Below are 17334 nucleotides of genomic sequence, written 5' to 3' on the forward strand. Positions count from 1 at the left end.
AAGGTTGCATTGATTTTAAATGACATGCAAGTTTTACCGCATAATGAGCGCCTACTCCGAAGAACAAATATTTAAAGCTTGACAATCTTTATATTGTCGATATCTAAGGTTACGTTGCTGCTGTCAGCACTGTGGCTGATATCGATCTCCAGTTGTACATTGTTGGGATTCGCCGGCGGGGTAAAATCGAAAGACGCTGTTTCCCAAAAGCCAGTGCCACGATAATAGGGTGACCGATCACCTGCGGTGCCGACAGGCCTAACGCGAACGTAGCAACTAAATTTAGTTGAAATGCTAAAGTCAAAAGTGAGCCTATATCGGTGACCAACAAGAAGATAGCCGTAATCAAACCTTTTATGTAAGCCAGTGAACGACCATACACTGCCCGAACCCCGAAAGAACCAATTGGAACCACTACCAACAATTGAGCCCGCAACGTTGCTTCTTATCCAGTTATTCCAATTGCGGTCATTGAAGTCAGTACTTTCAACAAAATTGTTGACTGTGTAAACCGTCCTAGGAAAACTAACCGCTTCCGCTTCATCCGCATTCGGATCATATGCCACCTTGAAATCAACCCATATTTGATTTCCATTCGGGCAACTTTTGAGCCAGCTTAACAATACAAAGTGATCGATACCTGAAGCAGATGGGTGTGCGTATCCCGTCCATACATTATAGGGATTAGGATTTGCTCCCCCACAGTGGAAAGTCAGCCAAACTTTCTTGCCAGCGACCTGCAATGGCCAAGGTGTAATAGCAAGAGAAGCATTTGCTGTCATCGCGGCGACATCCAGCGTCCCGTTATGGGCGACACCATTGATCAACGATCTGGGCAAGTTAGCGTCGGGTATCGGCGTCACAGTCACTGTAACCACTTGCGATGAACGCACCACTCCGGCACGCGTTACATCGTATTTAAGCGTGAACGTCTTATTGGTATTGCCAATATTCGCGGCAATCGCAGTTGCAGGAATAGCAAATGTCACCACGCCACTGGTCAACCCGGACTTGGCTGCGATAACTGGCGAACCCGCACCGGCAGTCCCCACCATTGTGACCTTGATGCTGTCGGTGGTATACATCGGCGCATATCTCACCTCCACCGTGCCGCCATTTAATACATTCAATGGCGCCAGAGATACAGATGCGCCCGTACCGGTAGCCTGGGTTAACTTAGGTACTGGGAACTGAGCCGGCAGTGTATTGACGTTGTATTCCACCACTGGAAATACAATGGCGTCAGCCTCCGTTAGGCCAGTGCCTAACGCCGCTTTGAAATGCAGCGTCAATTTGGTGTTGTGTCCTAACTCTTTCAAGTACGACGCATAGGTTATTCCACTTTGCCACCACCCTTGACTGAACCAGGTTGCATTGACAAATGCAGCGCCACCATTCCAGTGAGTGCGGTTGTGCGCCTCTCCTCCATTCTTGAAACCTCTGAACTCAATCCAAACCGGAGAATTAGTCGCAATGAACGGCCAATTGCCGACCCGGAGCGTCCTATTAGCCGTACCGCTCGATAGATCCAATACCTTGGTAGTTTGGTTCGCCTCAATCATTTGGATCACGGTTTTTGCCAACTCGGCTTGAGGTATCGGCGTCACCGTCACTGTTACCACCTGCGATGAACGCACCACTCCCGCACGCGTCACATCATATTTAAGCGTGAACATCTTATTGATATTGCCAATGTTCGCGGCAATCGCAGTTGCAGGAATAGCAAATGTCACCACGCCACTGGTCAACCCGGGCTTGGCTGCAATAACTGGCGAACCCGCACCGGCAGCCCCCACCATCGTGACCTTGATGCTGTCGGTCGTGTACATCGGCGTGTATTCCACCGAGACTGTGCCGCCGCTTTGTGCATTCAAGGGCGCAAGGGTCAACACCGCCCCCGTACCGGTTGCCTGGGTCAATTTTGGGACAGGAAATTCGGCTGGCAAGGTGTTGACCCGGTACTCCATTATCGGAAAAGTCAGGGCCTCAGCTTCAACCTTACTAGTACTTACCGCCGCCTTGAGTTCCATCTTAAGCAAAGAGCCATTACCCAATCCATCCAGGTAGGACCTCAGGATACTAGATTCGACTTTCCCATCAGCGATCCAGGTCGCGTCAACCGCCGAACTTTCTGCCCCGTTGTACACCAAGCAATCATGGTCAACGTTGCCGGCTGTTTTACCCAGCAACCTCAACCACACTGGGTAAGATGCAGTAATAAATGGCCAGATGCCGACCGTGCCTCTGGCGTCTCCAGAAAAGCTGCTCAAGTCCAGTACCTTGGTAGCATTATTGGCCTGGTTGATTTGCAGAATTGTCTTTACCAACTCGGCGAGCGGTATCGGCTTGACCGTTACCGTCAAGGTGTCTGATGGATACGCCGCACCCAGGCGCGTCACCACGTACTTGAATGTGACAGTAGTGTCTTGGTCACGAAGATTGGCGTGTATTGCCGCTTTGGTGATATCGAACTCCACCTTCTGCAGCGCTTCATTACCGGGTTTGGCCGGAATGGTCGGCGACCCACCATTGCCTGCACCGATCATGGTGACCTGGATGGAGTCGGTACCCCGCATACCAAGGTAGGTCACCACCAGTTTGGTGCCGTTCTGTACCTTGAGCGGTTCCAGCGTAGCGGTCCCTGGGCCGGTCACCTGTGCTTCCAGCAAGGTCGGCGACGGCAGCTCGCCCACACCCTGGCTCACCAGAACCTCGGTAGTTTGTGAGTAACGCGGAACTTCATCGCCGCGCTTGAGCGTGTAGAACACCGTCACCGTTTCATTCAGGTTGCTGGTGACGTAGTAGCTTTCGATGTAATGCTCGGTGGTGGCACCGTCTACGGGCACCTGCACCGGCACCTCAATACGCGCCTTCGGCCCGACCCAGTGCATCCTGATCCAGTCATCGCGTTTTGTTTCTGCAAATGGTGCAAACACTTTGGCATAGGCGCCAATATCATCCGGATTCAACTGACCACTGATTGCCTTATCGATAATCGGCGCGGGCATCGTGCGTTGAAGCTGGCCCACAACAACTTGCAACCGCAAGGATTCCTGCGGCCGACTGCCAGGACGTGTGTGGGCGTAGAACACTTCCACCAGGTGTCCGTCAAAACGCGAAAGCTCGTCAGGGTATACGATGAACTCCATGTCCCCGTCGGGATTGGGTGGAATATCGTCGACTTCGCGACCCACCCGATGCTCGATGGTGATATCGGGGCTGCTTACCCGGAAAATCACTTCCAGATAGCCGTTTGCCGGCCAAATGGGTTGCAAGGGGAAATACACGGTTGCAGCGAAATCAGGCTCGATGTGGCCGCCCAGGTCCTCCTTGATCTGCGGCGCTGGCCATCTGACGATTTCGCCGACCACATCCAGGTAAAGCTTTTTAGAGGGCTGCTCAATCGTCCCATGTTGAAACAAGATATGCACGCTGACGGAGCCGTCGGCAATGGCAGCCACCAGCGCATTAGGCACATTGAATGTGTAAACACCCGGCGCATTCAGCGGCCTGGTTTCTGTATAAGGAATTGAGTTCCCTTCGCGGTCCACACCCGCCCAGATCAGCGTCAGTATTGAATAGGCGACGACCTCTGCGCTGGTGATCCACGCTTGGATTTGTGCATCCAAACTGCCCAGTTCGGCCAGGTCAATCACTGTGTCGGTGCCGGTGCCTGGAAATGCCAGCCACGGCGCTTCCGGGCGGATCTGATTCAGGTGCACATCAATCAACGTTGTCGCCGACCAACGTGCCCATTCATCCGGCTGGTTACCCCCGGCGTCGCGGACCTGATACCCCACTCTTGTGTCCCGGCTGTTGCCTGCGGCACTGATAGTGGCGTAGTCAACGGTCAACGTAATATCACGGCCTACTTCGTTAGGCTGCACACGATGGAGTACTCGCTGAGACCCCCAGACCAGAATGATCAGGTCGTAGGCATGCATGTGAATCCAATGGCGGATGATGATATTGACCCCTGCCAATGCATCGACTTCGCTGACGCCATTCAACAATATGGAGGGTGGAACCACATACACCAGCCCCTGGTGGCCGGGCAATATGCTATTGGGGTCACGGTCCCCTGGACGCGTCAGGCTAACCCGGTACTTGCGCTCTTCGGTAAACGACTCATTGCCACTGACACGTCTTAATTTGCCGAATACCGGGTTGGCCCAATATTGGACGACTTTGTGGGCAGGGACAGTCAAAGGGATACGGTCCAGGTGTTCCTCACCCTCGCGAATCTGGGTAGACGCTACGGGAACATTGCGGTTGCCCCAATAGAGATACGCAACGCTACCGGGGTTGACACCGTCTTTGGGGTTTCTGAGGTAAACAATGAAATCAACCTCCGTATGCCGAAGGCCGATACCACCGTGGGCGCCATCAGGATCGCCTTCGAAGGGAAGCTCCAAAAGCGACACTTCAATGGGGGGTAAGAGGGCTTTAGGTTTTTTTTCCGGGTCATGGCAAAAGTACTCGCAGGGCGCCGTGAGGGAGGCTTACCTGCATCAAACGCTTCAAACCCTGGGTTGCCTACTGTCAGAACTAACAGGTGGCGACGGGTGGTAATGAGCCGATGATTGAACAGTGTGCTCGCTATCGGCACCTGTTAATTCTGAATGAGCACGTAGTTGTGAGCGCTCCTTACTATGCTTGGCGCCAACCATACGCCGGGTCTAACCATCAGCCGACTACCCACCATTTCGGCAACAACTGACGCACCCGCCCTTCCCCAAACCGATCATCCATCAACATCACCACTCCCCGATCGTGCTGGCTGCGGATCACCCTGCCCGCCGCCTGCACCACCTTTTGAATACCGGGATACAGGTACGTGTAGTCGTACCCCGCGCCAAAAATCGCGGCCATCCGCAGCTTCATCTGCTCGTTCACCGGGTTGAGTTGCGGCAGCCCCAGGGTGGCGATAAACGCGCCGATCAAACGTGCACCGGGTAAGTCGATGCCTTCTCCGAAAGCACCACCGAGTACGGCAAAGCCGATCCCCTGGCTGTGTTCGGTGAACTGGTCGAGAAACGCCTGTCGCTCGGTTTCGGCCATGCCCCGCGATTGCTGCCACAGGGTGATGTGCGGGTGTCGTTCGGCGAGCAGTTGAGCCACCTGCTGCAGGTAATCGAAGCTTGAAAAAAACGCCAGGTAGTTACCCGGTTGCTGCCCGAACTGGCGGGCTATCAGCTCGACAATGGGGGCCAGCGAGGCCTCGCGATGCACGTAGCGGGTGGAAATTTCATCGATAATCCGCACCTGCAATTGCTCGGCCTTGAACGGTGATTCCACATCGATCCAGGCAGTGTCCGTCGGCAGGCCGAGCAGGTCGGCGTAATAGTGCCGAGGGCTAAGGGTCGCCGAAAACAGCACGCTGCTGCGGGCGGCGGTGAGCCGGGGGCGGATGAATTCGGCGGGCACCACGTTGCGCAGGCACAGGGTGGAACTGCTGCGTTTGCCGCTGAGCTGACGCTTGTGGATGTCGAAGATGAAGTGTTCATTGAACAGCTCGGCGACTTTGGCAAATTGCAGCGCTTCAAAGTAGAAAGCTTGCAGGTCACCGCTGAGGGCTTCGGGGTGGTCGTTGAAGTAATCGCCCAGGGCGCTGGTGCACAGGCTCAAGGCCTGGAGCAGCTTTTCCGGGCGCGCGGCGTAGGCCTGGTACGGCGCGAGCTGGTCTTTGTGAAGGGCATTCCATTCGCGATTGAGGCGCTGCAAGGGTTTCTTCAGGGGCTCGGGCGCTGTGTCGCGCAGGCCCTTGAGGCTGTACTGGTCGAGGCTTGCGCTGTACATGGAGCGTGCACGCTCCACCAGGTTATGGGCTTCGTCCACCAGCACCGCGACGCGCCATTGGTTGAGTTGGGCCAGGCCGAAGAGCATGGCGCCGAAGTCGAAATAGTAGTTGTAGTCGGCGACGATCAAGTCGGCCCAGCGTGCCATTTCCTGGCTGAGGTAATAAGGGCATACGTCATGGGCCAGGGCGACCGCGCGCAGGTTGCGCTGGTCGAGCAGGCTTACCTTGGAGGCGGCAATGCGCGCGGCGGGCAAACGGTCGTAGAAACCCTTGGCCAAGGGGCATGAGTCGCCATGGCAGGCTTTATCCAGGTGTTCGCAGGCTTTGTCCCGCGCCACCAATTCGAGCACACGCAGTTGCAAGCCGGGGCTGCTGGTGAACAGCACCTGCGATGCGTCGAGGGCAAGTTTGCGGCCCGGGGTCTTGGCGGTGAGGAAGTACACCTTGTCCAGTTGCTGCGGCGCAAAGGCCTTGAGCAGCGGGAAGATCGTGCCGATGGTCTTGCCGATGCCAGTGGGCGCCTGGGCCATCAGGCAGCGTGCGGTGCTGGCGGCTTTGTATACCGTCTCGGCTAACGTGCGTTGGCCGGGGCGAAAGTCGGCATGGGGGAAACTCAAGGCTTGCGCGGCGGTATTACGCGCTTCGCGGTGCTGCATTTCCTGTTGAGCCCAGCCGAGGAACAGCGTGCATTGCTGGTTGAAGAACCTCTCCAGATCAGGCGCGTGGAAGCGTTGATTGAGCAGGGTCTCGCCCTCGCCGACGATATCGAAGTACACCAGCGCCAGGTCGATTTCCGTCAACCCTAGCTTCTGGCACATCAGCCAGCCGTACACCTTGACCTGGGCCCAGTGCAATTGCCGGTGGTTGGCGGGCTGGGCATCAAGGTCGCCGCGGTAGGTTTTGACTTCTTCCAGGCGATTGGCATCGGGGTCGTAGCCATCTGCCCTGCCCCGTACCTTGAGTTGTTGGTACTCGCCTTCCAGTGCTACTTCGTTCTGGTAGTGCGCACTGCGGCGCGACGCGACTGTGCGGTGGCCCACGATACCTTCCTGGGCGCTGGGCGACGGGGTAAAGCGCAGGTCCAGGTCGCCGACCTTGGCCGTGAACTCACACAATGCGCGCACGGCCACGTTGTAGCTCAAGCCGGTTGCTCCGCCCAGCGCACGTAGCAGACGGTGACCGGCATCTGGTTCTCGCCACAGAACTCCAGCCAGCGCAGTTGGTTGTCCTGCAGACGGTCGCCCGGACCTTTGACTTCGATCATGCGGTAGGACTTTTGCGCAGGCCAGAACTGGATCAGGTCCGGCATGCCCGCGCGGTTGGCGCGGATGTCCAGGAGCAGGCGTTCAAACCAGTAGCGCAGGTGTTCGGCGGGCAAGCATTCCAGGGCCTGCTCTAACAGGTCTTCACTGAGCAGATTCCAGAATACGAAGGGCGATTGAATGCCCCACTTGGCGGCGTAGCGCTGGCGAATGAGGGCCTTGTACCGATCATCCTGCAGTTGCTCGAAACACGCGGCGAACAATGGTGCGCGGCGCTGGTGGAAGTCTTCGCTGTGCAAGTCGGCCGGGCCACGCTGGAACGGGTGGAAAAACGCTCCCGGCAGCGGTGCGAAGATCGCGTCCCAGCACAGCAACCCGAACAGCGAATTGATCAGGCCGTTTTCCACGTAATGCACCGGTGCATCGGGCGCGCTCAAATGAGCCTGGACGCAGTACTCCACCGACATCAAGGGTTCCGGCAGTACCAGTTCCAGGTCCAGGCGCATGACTTCCCGTGGTCTGAGCCTGGGCAGTTTGGGCTCACCCAGCTTGCGACGCAGGCGCGGCATGACGCGCAGCAGGTGTTGCTGTTCGGCGGCACTTTCCGGTGCCTGTTGCGCGGCACTCGCCAGAACCAAGGCCTGGGCGTAGTCCTCCTGGCGCTCCAGCACACGGATCAATCGCGCACGGGCGCCGGGGTAGGCGCAGGCACGGTAGATTTGCTCGGCCAAGGCCAACTCGGCGCTGCGCTCACAATACTGCCCCATCTGGAACAGCAGCTTGGCCCGGCGTTTTTCCAGCCAGGGGTTGTCGGTCGTCAGCGTGGCCACCTGCGCCAGCACGTCGTGCAGCGCGGTGCCGGTTTCAAACGCGTGCTGGCATTGGTGCAGGAACAGCACGCCGTGCACGTCGTCACGGCTGCGCAAACCCCGGGATTCAGCGCAGAACGCCACTTTTTCGTAGGTGTAGATACCGAGGTCCGCCAGCACGAATTCCGACCAGTCCTGGTGCAGATTGCCGAAGAACATCAAGCGCAGCCGGTCACACAGGTCCATCACGGTGAGGCTGTACAGCGGTTCGGCAAGCTGCGGGCACCACTGGGCAAAGCTGCGGGTTTCGCTGAACTGCGCCGCCAGACCCTCAAGCCAGTCGGCCTTCTTGCCTTTGGGTTGGTCGATCCACGGCTTGAACGTGCTGAGGATTTCGCCTTTTTGCAGCAAGGCGAACACCTCTTCAAAGGCCAACAGGCATTGATCATCAACCCAACCCAATTGCCGCAATGGCGTTGCAGCCGCGTGGGTACAACCGACCTCCTGATAGCTGAGTTTCCCCGCGCGAAAGTGCACGCCCTTGCGCATTACCATGCGCACCAACAACGCCTGGGACGGCTGCGGCAAGCTGTCGAATTGCTGAATGAAATGCTGTTCGTCAGGGTCCAGCAGATCGGCATAGCGCTGCCCCAGCCATTGCAGGACCTGGCGGAAGTTGTGCAGGTAATAGAGCGGGTCGTCGAGGGGGTTGGTCATGGCGCAAGCGAGTCAAATACTGGTTATGCATACAGAGTGCAGGTCCCGATGCTCTGTTGCAATCGGTAATAGATAAATGGCTCACGCAACTTTTTGTATAAAAGTGATCAGATGGTGGAGTCGATGGCGTAACATTTGCGGCCCGCAGCCGCACGCTGCGGGACTTTTCAGGGTTAAGGTAAGGGTTATGAACATGAAGAATTTGGGTCTGCCACTGGTTGCACTCACATTTCTGGTATTGGCCGGTTGCGCGACGCAAACCGTAGTGACACTGCAAAATGGCACGCAGTATTTGACCAAAGACACCCCAAACGCCAAGACCGCCGATGGCTTTTATGAGTTCACCGACATCGCCGGCAAACGCATCCGTGTCAAAGCTGACGATGTGGCGACGGTGCGCAAGGAAAAGTGAAGTGGTTCTTCAGTCGATATCTTTATTGACTGAGCCGCCGCCATCGGGGGCAAGCCCCCTCCCACAGGGTTGACCGCGTTCCAATTTGACCAATAGCGTCCGCTGCCCACTGATGCGCAAGGAAGACTGATTCTCCGCTGCCAACACTGCCCAAATGTGGGAGGGGGCTTGCTCCCGATGGCGATCTTCCAGTCAACATCTCCATTGACTGAACCACCGCTATCGGGAGCAAGCCCCCTCCCACAGGGTTGACCGCGTTCCAATTTGACCAATAGCGTCCGCTGCCCACTGATGCGCAAGGAAGACTGATTCTCCGCTGCCAACACTGCCCAAATGTGGGAGGGGGCTTGCTCCCGATGGCGATCTTCCAGTCAACATCTCCATTGACTGAACCACCGCTATCGGGAGCAAACCCCCTCCCACCGTTTTAACTGATGACAATCCCCTCCCCCGACAACCCAACCACTCCCACCAGCGTCACTGAATCCCCGCCAAAACTGATCACGGTATCTCCGCCCACCACCTTGGCGTGATCACGATAATCGCCACTGCTCTGCACGTCCGTAAACACCAATTTGTCCGTTGGCTGATAACCAATAATCCGGTCCTGGCCAAACTGCCCGCTGAATAAAAACGTGTTGTGCCCGCTGCTGTCACGGATCGTGTCGTTACCCTTGCCGGCCTCGATAAAGTCCGCGCCCTTGCCGCCCTGGATCAAGTCATTGCCAGCGCTGCCAATGATGAAGGTGTCGCCTTTGTGGGGCTCGGCGTTGCGATTGAGGTCCTGCACCCACGTGTTGGCCCGCGCAGGGTCCGACAGGTTGGCGACAATAATCGTCGAGTCGCGAGTCATCACCTCATAGAACCCGGACTCCAGAACACGCGTCATGCCGTCGCCATATCCGGTGGGCAAATGGGAGATCCAAGTCGGCAGGTTGGTGATGGAAAACGGCAGCACGTTCCACAGCGTCGAGGCGTAATGGTCGTTGAAGCTGACGATATTGTCGGTGGTCGATTCATGGGGCTTGTCATGCACGCCCAACGACGACCAGTTGACGGATGAGCCGTCCAGCGCACGGAAAACCGGATCGTTTTCATAGCCGACATTGAGCACCTTGTCGCCGCTGCTCTGGGTCGGCGAGGCGTAGGCCACATAGTTGGCGTCCCTGAAGAAGCCCGCCCATTTGCCGTTGCTCAAGTCCGCCATGCTGTTCACCGCCAGGCCGCCCAGGCTGTGGCCGCTGACTACCACGTCGTGGCCGCTGAGGCCGTGGGCACTGGCGTAGTCGGCGATGTTCTTGAGCAAACCGCCGAAGGCTTCGCCGGCGAAGTTTTTCGCGTAATCCTTGGGCCCCAGGGCCGCGAGCAGATCGCTGACCAGATCGCCGATGGAGTCGCTGATCAGGCTTTCCCGTGGGCCTGAAGTACCACGAAAACCGATGCCGATTTCCAGCAGTTTGCCGGCGTCATCGTACTTGCCGAGCACTTCGACCTGGGCCGTGGTGTAGCCCGGTTTTTCGCCAAAGAAGGTGCCCCTGGCGTCGACCTTGCCGGTATAGCCCAGGGCGCTGGCGCTGATAGGTGTCCAGCCGGCGTGTTGCACGGCCTCCAGGGCGGCTTTTTCCGAGTCGGGGTTCCAGGGAATGCCGGGGATCACGCCCTGGGAATCACTACTGCCTAACAACGCGCCGACCAGGGTGGCCGGCAAGCCAATGCCCAGACCGTTGTGCTGATAACCCACGGCAAAGCCGTTATCCAGGTTGTGGTAGGTGTACAGCGTGATCGCCATGGCATCGGCGAACAACGCTTTGGAGCCTTCGGCGCCCAGGTTTTTATAGTCGAATACGCCCATGGTATTGCCTCTCTTTTGTTGGAGTTGTCGAGAAAGCTGGTTAACGCTGTGCGGGCCCGAACGCTTCGTCCACCTTGGCCAGATCGGTGTCGCGCAAGTTGCCGGCGTAGTAATGCAATTTGGTCCAGGCCATCAAATAGTCGTAGCGAGCCTGTGCGAGGTCGCGACGGGTGCTGTACAGCTGCTGTTCGGCATTCAATGCATCGAGATTGACCCGTTCACCGCCGAGAATGCTCTGCTTGGTCGACACCACCAGCGCCTCGGCCGACGCCAGCGCCTTTTGGTACGCACGCAGCTTGCTCACGCCCGACAAACAGGCACTGAACTGCCGACGCAGTTCGATCAGGGTTTCCCGAGTCTTGCCCTCCAACTCGTACTCTGCCTGCTCCATGGCGCGACTGGCCTGGCGGGTAGAGGCCGATATGCCGCCACCCGCGTACAGCGGCAGGCTGACTTCCACGCCAATGGTGTTGGTGTCATAGCGCTGATTGTAGGTGTTGCCGCTGTCGGACTCCTGCTGGCGTGAACTCGCGTACGCCGTGACCTTGGGCAGATGCCCGGCGCGATTGCGCTCCACTTCGTAGCGCGCCACCTCCAGGGCCTGGCGCTGAGACGCGAGGGTGGGGTTATTACTGATTGCCAGTTCATGCCAAGTGTCGTAATTGGCCGGGGTCAGGGCGAGTGCGGCGAAATCCTGGTTCAGCGGCGCCAAGTCGTGGATGTTGACGCTCTGAACGCCGATCAAGGCGCCCAATTCCCTTAACGACGCGTCTTGTTCGTCCAGCGCTTCGATCTCTTCGGCGGTGGCCAGCTCGTAGCGCGACTCAGCTTCGAGAATGTCGGTACGGGTGCCCTCACCCTGCTGGAATAGATGCTGGTTCTGCTGAAACTGCTGCTCGAAGGCCTTTTTCTTGGCGCGGGCGATGTCGATCTGGTCCTGGGCGAACAGTGCTTGGGTGTAGTAGGTCAACACCCGCACCAGCAGCGCCTGACTCTTGTCACGAAAACTTTCGTCGGCAAACAACGCCTGGGCCACGCCTTTGCGGTAGTTGGCATAAGCCTCGTAGTCAAACAGCGGTTGTTGCAGGCTGAAGGTGGAACCGTAGCTGTTGTAGTTGCGGTCGTCGTGATAATTGCCGCCGCGCCCGTCGGGCAAGGTGGCCTGGGAGTTGTTGCGGCCCTTGTTGTAGTTGTACGACAGCTTGGGCAGCAAGCCAGCACGGCCGATGGTGCGGTTTTCCAGGCCGGCGTCGCGCTCCTTGATCGCGCCAAGAAACACTGGGTCGTTGCGCAAGGCTTGCTCGTAGACATCAAACGGGCCCATGGCAGCCTGGGCACTGGCGCAGCAGAACAACAAGGCAATAAACACAGGTTTCATGTTCATTCCTCGGTCAACGCTGAGCCGGCGCGATCCAGCAGCGGTTTGAACAGGTAATTGAGCAGCGAGCGCTCGCCCGTACGCACGAACATCTCGGCGGGCATCCCCGGCTTGATCACCAGACCCTGGAGTTTTTCCAACGCTGCCTCGCTCACCGTGGTGCGCAGCACGTAATAGGGCGCACCGGTTTTCTCATCAAGCATTTGGTCGGCAGAAATCAGGCTGACCTCCCCCGGCACGCGCGGCGTACGGCTCTGGTTGAACGCGGTGAAGAGAATATCCACCGGCAAGTGCGTGCCGACCTTGTCCACCAGATGCACCGGTAGATGCCCTTCCACCTCCAGGCGTGTGCCTTGGGGCACGATCTCCAGCAGGGTTTCACCGGCACGCACCACAGCGCCTTCGGTGTGCACGCCGAGGTTGACCGCGATGCCGTCGGCCGGCGCGTTGATTTCGCTGTGTTGCAGGTCGAACCCGGCAGAGGTCAGTTGTTGCTCCAGGGTCAGGCTGCGCAGTTGCGCGTCGGCCAATTGGCTGCGCACTTCCTTCTGATACTCCTCGCTGTGCTGCTGCAATTTGAGACGCGACTCGACGATGCCCTGCTCTACCCGGCCGCTTTCCCCGGTGTTTTGCGCCAGGTCTTGTTGCACTTGGGACAATTGGCGCTGGTACTCCATCAGCCGATTGCGCGGGATGTAGCCGTTGTCGGCCAAGGGTTGCAGGTTGCTCAGTTGATCACGCAGGGATTGGGCCTGGGCGGTCAAGTCGCTGCGGGCACGACGCATGCCGCCGAGTTGCGCGGTGGCGCCGTCGATATTCGCGCGAATGCCGGCTTGCTCGCGGGCGAAGGCCTCGCGGCGGCTGCTGAACAGCTGACGCTGGCCTTCGAGCACCAAGGCCAAGGCAGGCTCGGGATTGCTGCTCAGCTCGGCGGGAAAGGTGATGGAGGATTGATTGTCGCGCTCGCTCTGCCAACGCGCCACACTGGCCCAGGCCATACGGTACTGGGCTTGCAGCGATTGCACGTCGGCCTGGTTCTGGGTCTGGTCGAGACGGAACAGCGGCTGGCCCTGTTTCACCAGCTCGCCTTCACGCACCAGAATACGGCTGACCGCGCCGGGGCTGAGGGTTTGCACAGCCTTGCGCTTGCCAGACACCACCACCGTGCCTTGCACGGGAATCCCTTGATCCAGCGGCGCGAGGCTGGCCCACAGAAAGAAACCACCGGCACCGACCACTGTCAGCAGCCAGCCCATGCGGGCGAAAAAACCCGCGTCGCGTTGTTCGAAAGTGATGCTGCTCATGCGCCTGGATTCCTTCCGGCTTGATACTGACGACTGAAACTCACACCCGGTTTGTCCTTCGGCGCTTCCTGCTGGCCGGACAACGCCCTAAGCACGTCCTGGCTTGGCCCGAACGCCTGTAAACGGCCTTCGTTGAGTACCAGCAACTTGTCGGCCTGGGCCAATGCCGACGACCTGTGAGTGACCAGCACCACGCTGCTGCCCTGGGCTTTCATCTGCACAATGGCAGTGGCCAAGGCCGCTTCGCCCACGGTGTCGAGATTGGAGTTGGGTTCATCCAGCACAATCAACCGTGGCCCGCCATACAGCGCACGGGCCAGGGCCACGCGCTGCTTCTGGCCACCGGACAGGCCGCCGCCGTTATCCCCCAGCACCGTGTCGTAGCCTTGGGGCAGGCGCAGGATCAGTTCATGCACGCCGGCTTGTTGTGCGGCCTTGACGACAAGCTCAGGGTCCGCCTCGCGAAAGCGCGCAATGTTGTCGGCGATGCTGCCGCTGAACAGTTCGATATCCTGGGGCAGATAGCCGATGTGCGGGCCGAGGTCGTCGCGGTCCCAGCGGTGTATGTCCGCGCCATCCAGGCGCACGGTGCCGGCCAGGGTCGGCCACACGCCCACCAGCACACGGGCCAGGGTGGATTTTCCGGAGCCCGAGGCACCGAGCACGCCGAGCACTTCGCCCGCTCCCAAGGTAAAGCTGACTTGATGCAACGTCGCCACGCGCTTACCCGGCGGACCGGCACTGACCTGCTCGAAGCTGACCTGGCCCTTGGGTGCGGGCAGTTTCATCTGCTCCGCTTCCGGAGGGAACTCGCGCAGTAATTCGTCCAGCCGCTGGTAGGCCAGCTTCGCCGAACTCCATTGCTTCCACACCGCAATCAACTGGTCGATGGGGCTGAGCACACGGCCCATCAGGATCGAACCGGCGATCATCATGCCTGCCGTCATATCGCCCCGGATCACCAGCAATGCGCCCAGGCCGAGTACCAGTGACTGCAGGCATAGCCGCAAGGATTTGCTCAACGAGGTGATCACCGAACCCGTGTCACTGGCCTTGTTCTGCAGGCCGAGGAACTGCGCATGCACCGCAAACCAGCGCTTGCGCAGCGCGCCGAGCATGCCCATGGCCTGGATGGTTTCGGCGTTGTGCAAATGGCTGGTCGCCAGTTGCGTCGACTGTTGGGAGAAACCACTGGCCTCACCCAATGGCTTCTTCGTCAGGTATTCGTTGAGGCACGCGAGGCCGATCAACAGCACAGCGCCGGCGGTGGCCAGCACCCCAAGCCAGACGTTGAACAGGAAAATCACAAACAGGTAGATCGGAAACCACGGCGCATCAAAAAACGCGAACAGCGCCGGCCCCGTGATGAATTGGCGGATATGGTTCAGGTCGCCCAGGGATTGCCCGGCATGCCCCTGGCCGCGTTGCAGATTGCGTTCGAATGCGGCCTTGTACACGCGTAAGTTGAAACGCCGTTCCAACTGACTGCCGATACGGATCACGATGAAACTACGGATCACTTCCAAGGTGCCAATAAACGCAAAGAAGCCCACGACCATCAGCGTCAACATCACCAGGGTAGTTTCGTTCTGGGAGGACAGCACGCGGTCGTACACTTGCAACATGTAAATCGACGGCACCAGCATCAGCAGGTTAATTAATGCCGTGAAACAGCCAACGCTGATCAAGATGCTCTTGTATTCACCCAGCGCCTTGAATAAGGGCGCTACCGCAAAGGGCTTGGCCATATGTTCTGATCTTCCTTGAGCCAAATTTCGCGCATAAGTTGCCCAAACCCTGATAAAGGCCGGCCAACTAATAAAATCGAATTATAAAGTTATAGCGATAACTAAGGCATTCGTTTTAATTCAACCACGACGCCCGCCTGGGTGCGGGCTTGATACTCCCCGTCTTTCTGGCGATTCAAATGAGTGATGCCGCTGCCTTCGGCATTGAATAGCCAGATACCGTCCGGAGTGGGCGACCAGGTCAGGGGGGTGTCGCCCAGCCATTGGGCGGCACAGGCCACATCACCGCTCAACGCGTTGGCCTGTTCGAGCAGGTCGAGGGCGCACACCTGATCCTGCTGGTGCAGTTGCCAATGCCCGGCCAATTGAGCGCTGGAAGGTAAAACAAGACTGCTCGCCATTGCGTGGGCTCCTGCCGACACGAACATCACCTGCAATACGCAGGCGATAAAGTTGAAAAAACGCTGCATCTTCACGCTCCATCCTGGAGGCGCGACGCCGAGACGCCGCGCCTTTGTATCACGCCACGATGTCGCTGACGGCTGCCTGGCCTACGGTGGTGACGAGGAAATCCGCCACGCCGTGCCCGGAGAAGTCGACGGCCAACGTACCCAGATTGGTACCGGCTGCGTAGGTCAATACCGCGTCGCCGGCATGCCCGGTGAACGCGTTGACGAAGGTCAGGCCAGCACCTTTGGTGATGCCGCTGAGGTCGATCTTGTCCGAACCCGAGGTGAAGTCAAAGATCTTGTCCGCCGCCCCTGGCTTGGAGTCGGAACTGGCACCGAACACAAAGGTGTCATTGCCGGCGCCGCCCCACAGTTGGTCCGCACCGCCAGCACCGTAGATCAGGTCGTTGCCGGCCCCACCCTTGATAATGTTGGCGGCGTTGTTGCCGATGATCAGGTCATTACCCGCACCACCGAAGGCGTTTTCGACCGTCACGCCCTTGGCGATGGACACGTTGCCCACCAGGCCGCCTACGTCGGAGAACGAGGCTTCATTGAGGTTGATCTTCTGGTTCTGAGTGAAACCGGAGAAGTCCAGGGTGTCGTTGCCGCCACCGTCCCACACCGAGAACACCAGCTTGTCGGCGTTGGAGGTAGCGCTGAGGAAATCACGCCCGGTGTTGGAATTAAAGCCGTAGGTGGTGTCGCCGGCGCGTGTGTTGTAGTTGGCGCCGTATAGCTTCTGGATTGCTGCGATGTCGTCGATCAGCGGGCCGGAAGCGTAGGCCTCGACGCCGCCTTTGCTGAAGTTCTGGTTGGTGTTGCTCTCGCTCCAGTAACTCATGAGGCTGTAGCCGCGCGTGTCCTGTCCATAGGTCGCGTCTTTGTAAGTCGGCGCGCCTTCGCCGGCGTTGTAGTCGCCAGGGTGAGCCAGGCCGAGGGTGTGGCCGATTTCGTGGGTCAGGGTCTGCCGGCCGTAGTTGTTCAGGTCCGGAGTCTTGTTAGGCGTGTAGCTGTTGTTGGTCAGGTACCACGAGGTGCCGTCGTAGCCTGCACCGGTGCCGGGCAGGTAGGCGAAGGCCGCTGCGCCATCCTGGCCGCTGCTGTAGTTGCCGAATGTCATGTGGCCGTCACCGCCGGTGGCTTTCTCGGTGAAGGTGACGTTGGCCACGTCAGACCAGGATTGCATGGCCAGTGCGGCCTGTGCTTTCTGCTGGGCGTTGAACTGGCTGAAGCCCGAGATGCCATGTTTGTTCATGGTGCTCGACGACGCCGAGGTCAGGAAGGTGTAGGTCAGGTCGATCTTGCCGTTGCCGTCAAAGTCCCGGTACGCGGCGCCGTCGCGCAGCAGCTGGGTGGCGGCCTGGTCGACGGTGTAGGACGGTTTGCCGTTGATCGTGAGGTTGCCGCCACGGTCATACAGATGGCTGAAGCTATCGATTTGCGAGTAAGCGGTGCTGGCTTGCGCCGCCGACACGATAGCCTTGTCTTTTACTTTGGACATAAACGTACTTCCTTGTTTGCAAGTGCATCAGTCTTTGATCGATAGGAACCCCGCGGGCGAGATCGTCCTATCACTCGCCTCTTTTGAAGGCGTAAGAAA

At 58.5% G+C, this 17334-nt stretch carries 10 protein-coding genes; 1 reads left to right on the plus strand and 9 read right to left on the minus strand.

What is annotated here, in order from left to right; genetic code table 11:
- Positions 1-71: 71 nt before the first annotated feature.
- The 3 genes from ACKZ62_RS14745 to ACKZ62_RS14755 all read right to left on the minus strand — a co-directional run bounded on the left by ACKZ62_RS14745 (position 72) and on the right by ACKZ62_RS14755 (position 8588).
- Positions 72-4415 (minus strand): hypothetical protein, encoded by a 4344-nt coding sequence (locus ACKZ62_RS14745; protein WP_447095429.1) that lies wholly within the window; start codon positions 4413-4415, stop codon positions 72-74.
- Between the two features lie 271 nt (positions 4416-4686).
- A complete protein-coding gene (locus ACKZ62_RS14750) occupies positions 4687-6942 on the minus strand; it encodes an ATP-dependent DNA helicase (RefSeq protein WP_447095430.1) in 2256 nt (751 codons plus the stop codon).
- Entirely contained in the window at positions 6939-8588 is a 1650-nt protein-coding gene (locus ACKZ62_RS14755; protein WP_447095431.1) for a VRR-NUC domain-containing protein, read from the minus strand. Before ACKZ62_RS14755 ends, ACKZ62_RS14750 begins: the two co-directional genes overlap by 4 nt.
- A gap of 187 nt (positions 8589-8775) precedes the next feature.
- Between ACKZ62_RS14755 and ACKZ62_RS14760 the strand changes: the two genes are divergently transcribed.
- The gene (locus ACKZ62_RS14760) at positions 8776-9000 is read left to right on the plus strand and encodes a YgdI/YgdR family lipoprotein (RefSeq protein ID WP_122681023.1); all 225 of its coding nucleotides are present in this window, start codon (positions 8776-8778) and stop codon (positions 8998-9000) included.
- A 427-nt stretch (positions 9001-9427) separates the two neighbouring features.
- On the opposite strand, the gene ACKZ62_RS14765 is transcribed toward ACKZ62_RS14760, so the two are convergent.
- The 6 genes from ACKZ62_RS14765 to ACKZ62_RS14790 all read right to left on the minus strand — a co-directional run bounded on the left by ACKZ62_RS14765 (position 9428) and on the right by ACKZ62_RS14790 (position 17235).
- Positions 9428-10852: a polyurethane esterase gene (locus ACKZ62_RS14765; protein WP_122765130.1), complete on the minus strand. Its 1425-nt coding sequence runs from the start codon at positions 10850-10852 to the stop codon at positions 9428-9430.
- 40 nt (positions 10853-10892) lie between these two features.
- Complete coding sequence (locus ACKZ62_RS14770) at positions 10893-12230, minus strand: TolC family outer membrane protein (protein WP_122765129.1); 1338 nt, start codon at positions 12228-12230, stop codon at positions 10893-10895.
- Between the two features lie 2 nt (positions 12231-12232).
- Positions 12233-13534, minus strand: coding sequence for an HlyD family type I secretion periplasmic adaptor subunit (locus tag ACKZ62_RS14775; protein ID WP_447095432.1), 1302 nt, complete (start codon positions 13532-13534; stop codon positions 12233-12235).
- On the minus strand, positions 13531-15282 hold the full coding sequence (locus ACKZ62_RS14780) for a type I secretion system permease/ATPase (RefSeq protein ID WP_447095433.1): 1752 nt from the start codon (positions 15280-15282) through the stop codon (positions 13531-13533). The genes ACKZ62_RS14775 and ACKZ62_RS14780 overlap by 4 nt, the downstream gene beginning before the upstream one ends.
- Positions 15283-15383: 101 nt before the next feature.
- On the minus strand, positions 15384-15752 hold the full coding sequence (locus ACKZ62_RS14785) for an AprI/Inh family metalloprotease inhibitor (RefSeq protein WP_032891485.1): 369 nt from the start codon (positions 15750-15752) through the stop codon (positions 15384-15386).
- Between the two features lie 49 nt (positions 15753-15801).
- Positions 15802-17235, minus strand: a complete 1434-nt coding sequence (locus ACKZ62_RS14790; RefSeq protein ID WP_032891484.1) for a serralysin family metalloprotease — start codon at positions 17233-17235, stop codon at positions 15802-15804.
- Positions 17236-17334: the final 99 nt, after the last annotated feature.

The organism is Pseudomonas sivasensis (genome assembly GCF_052938085.1).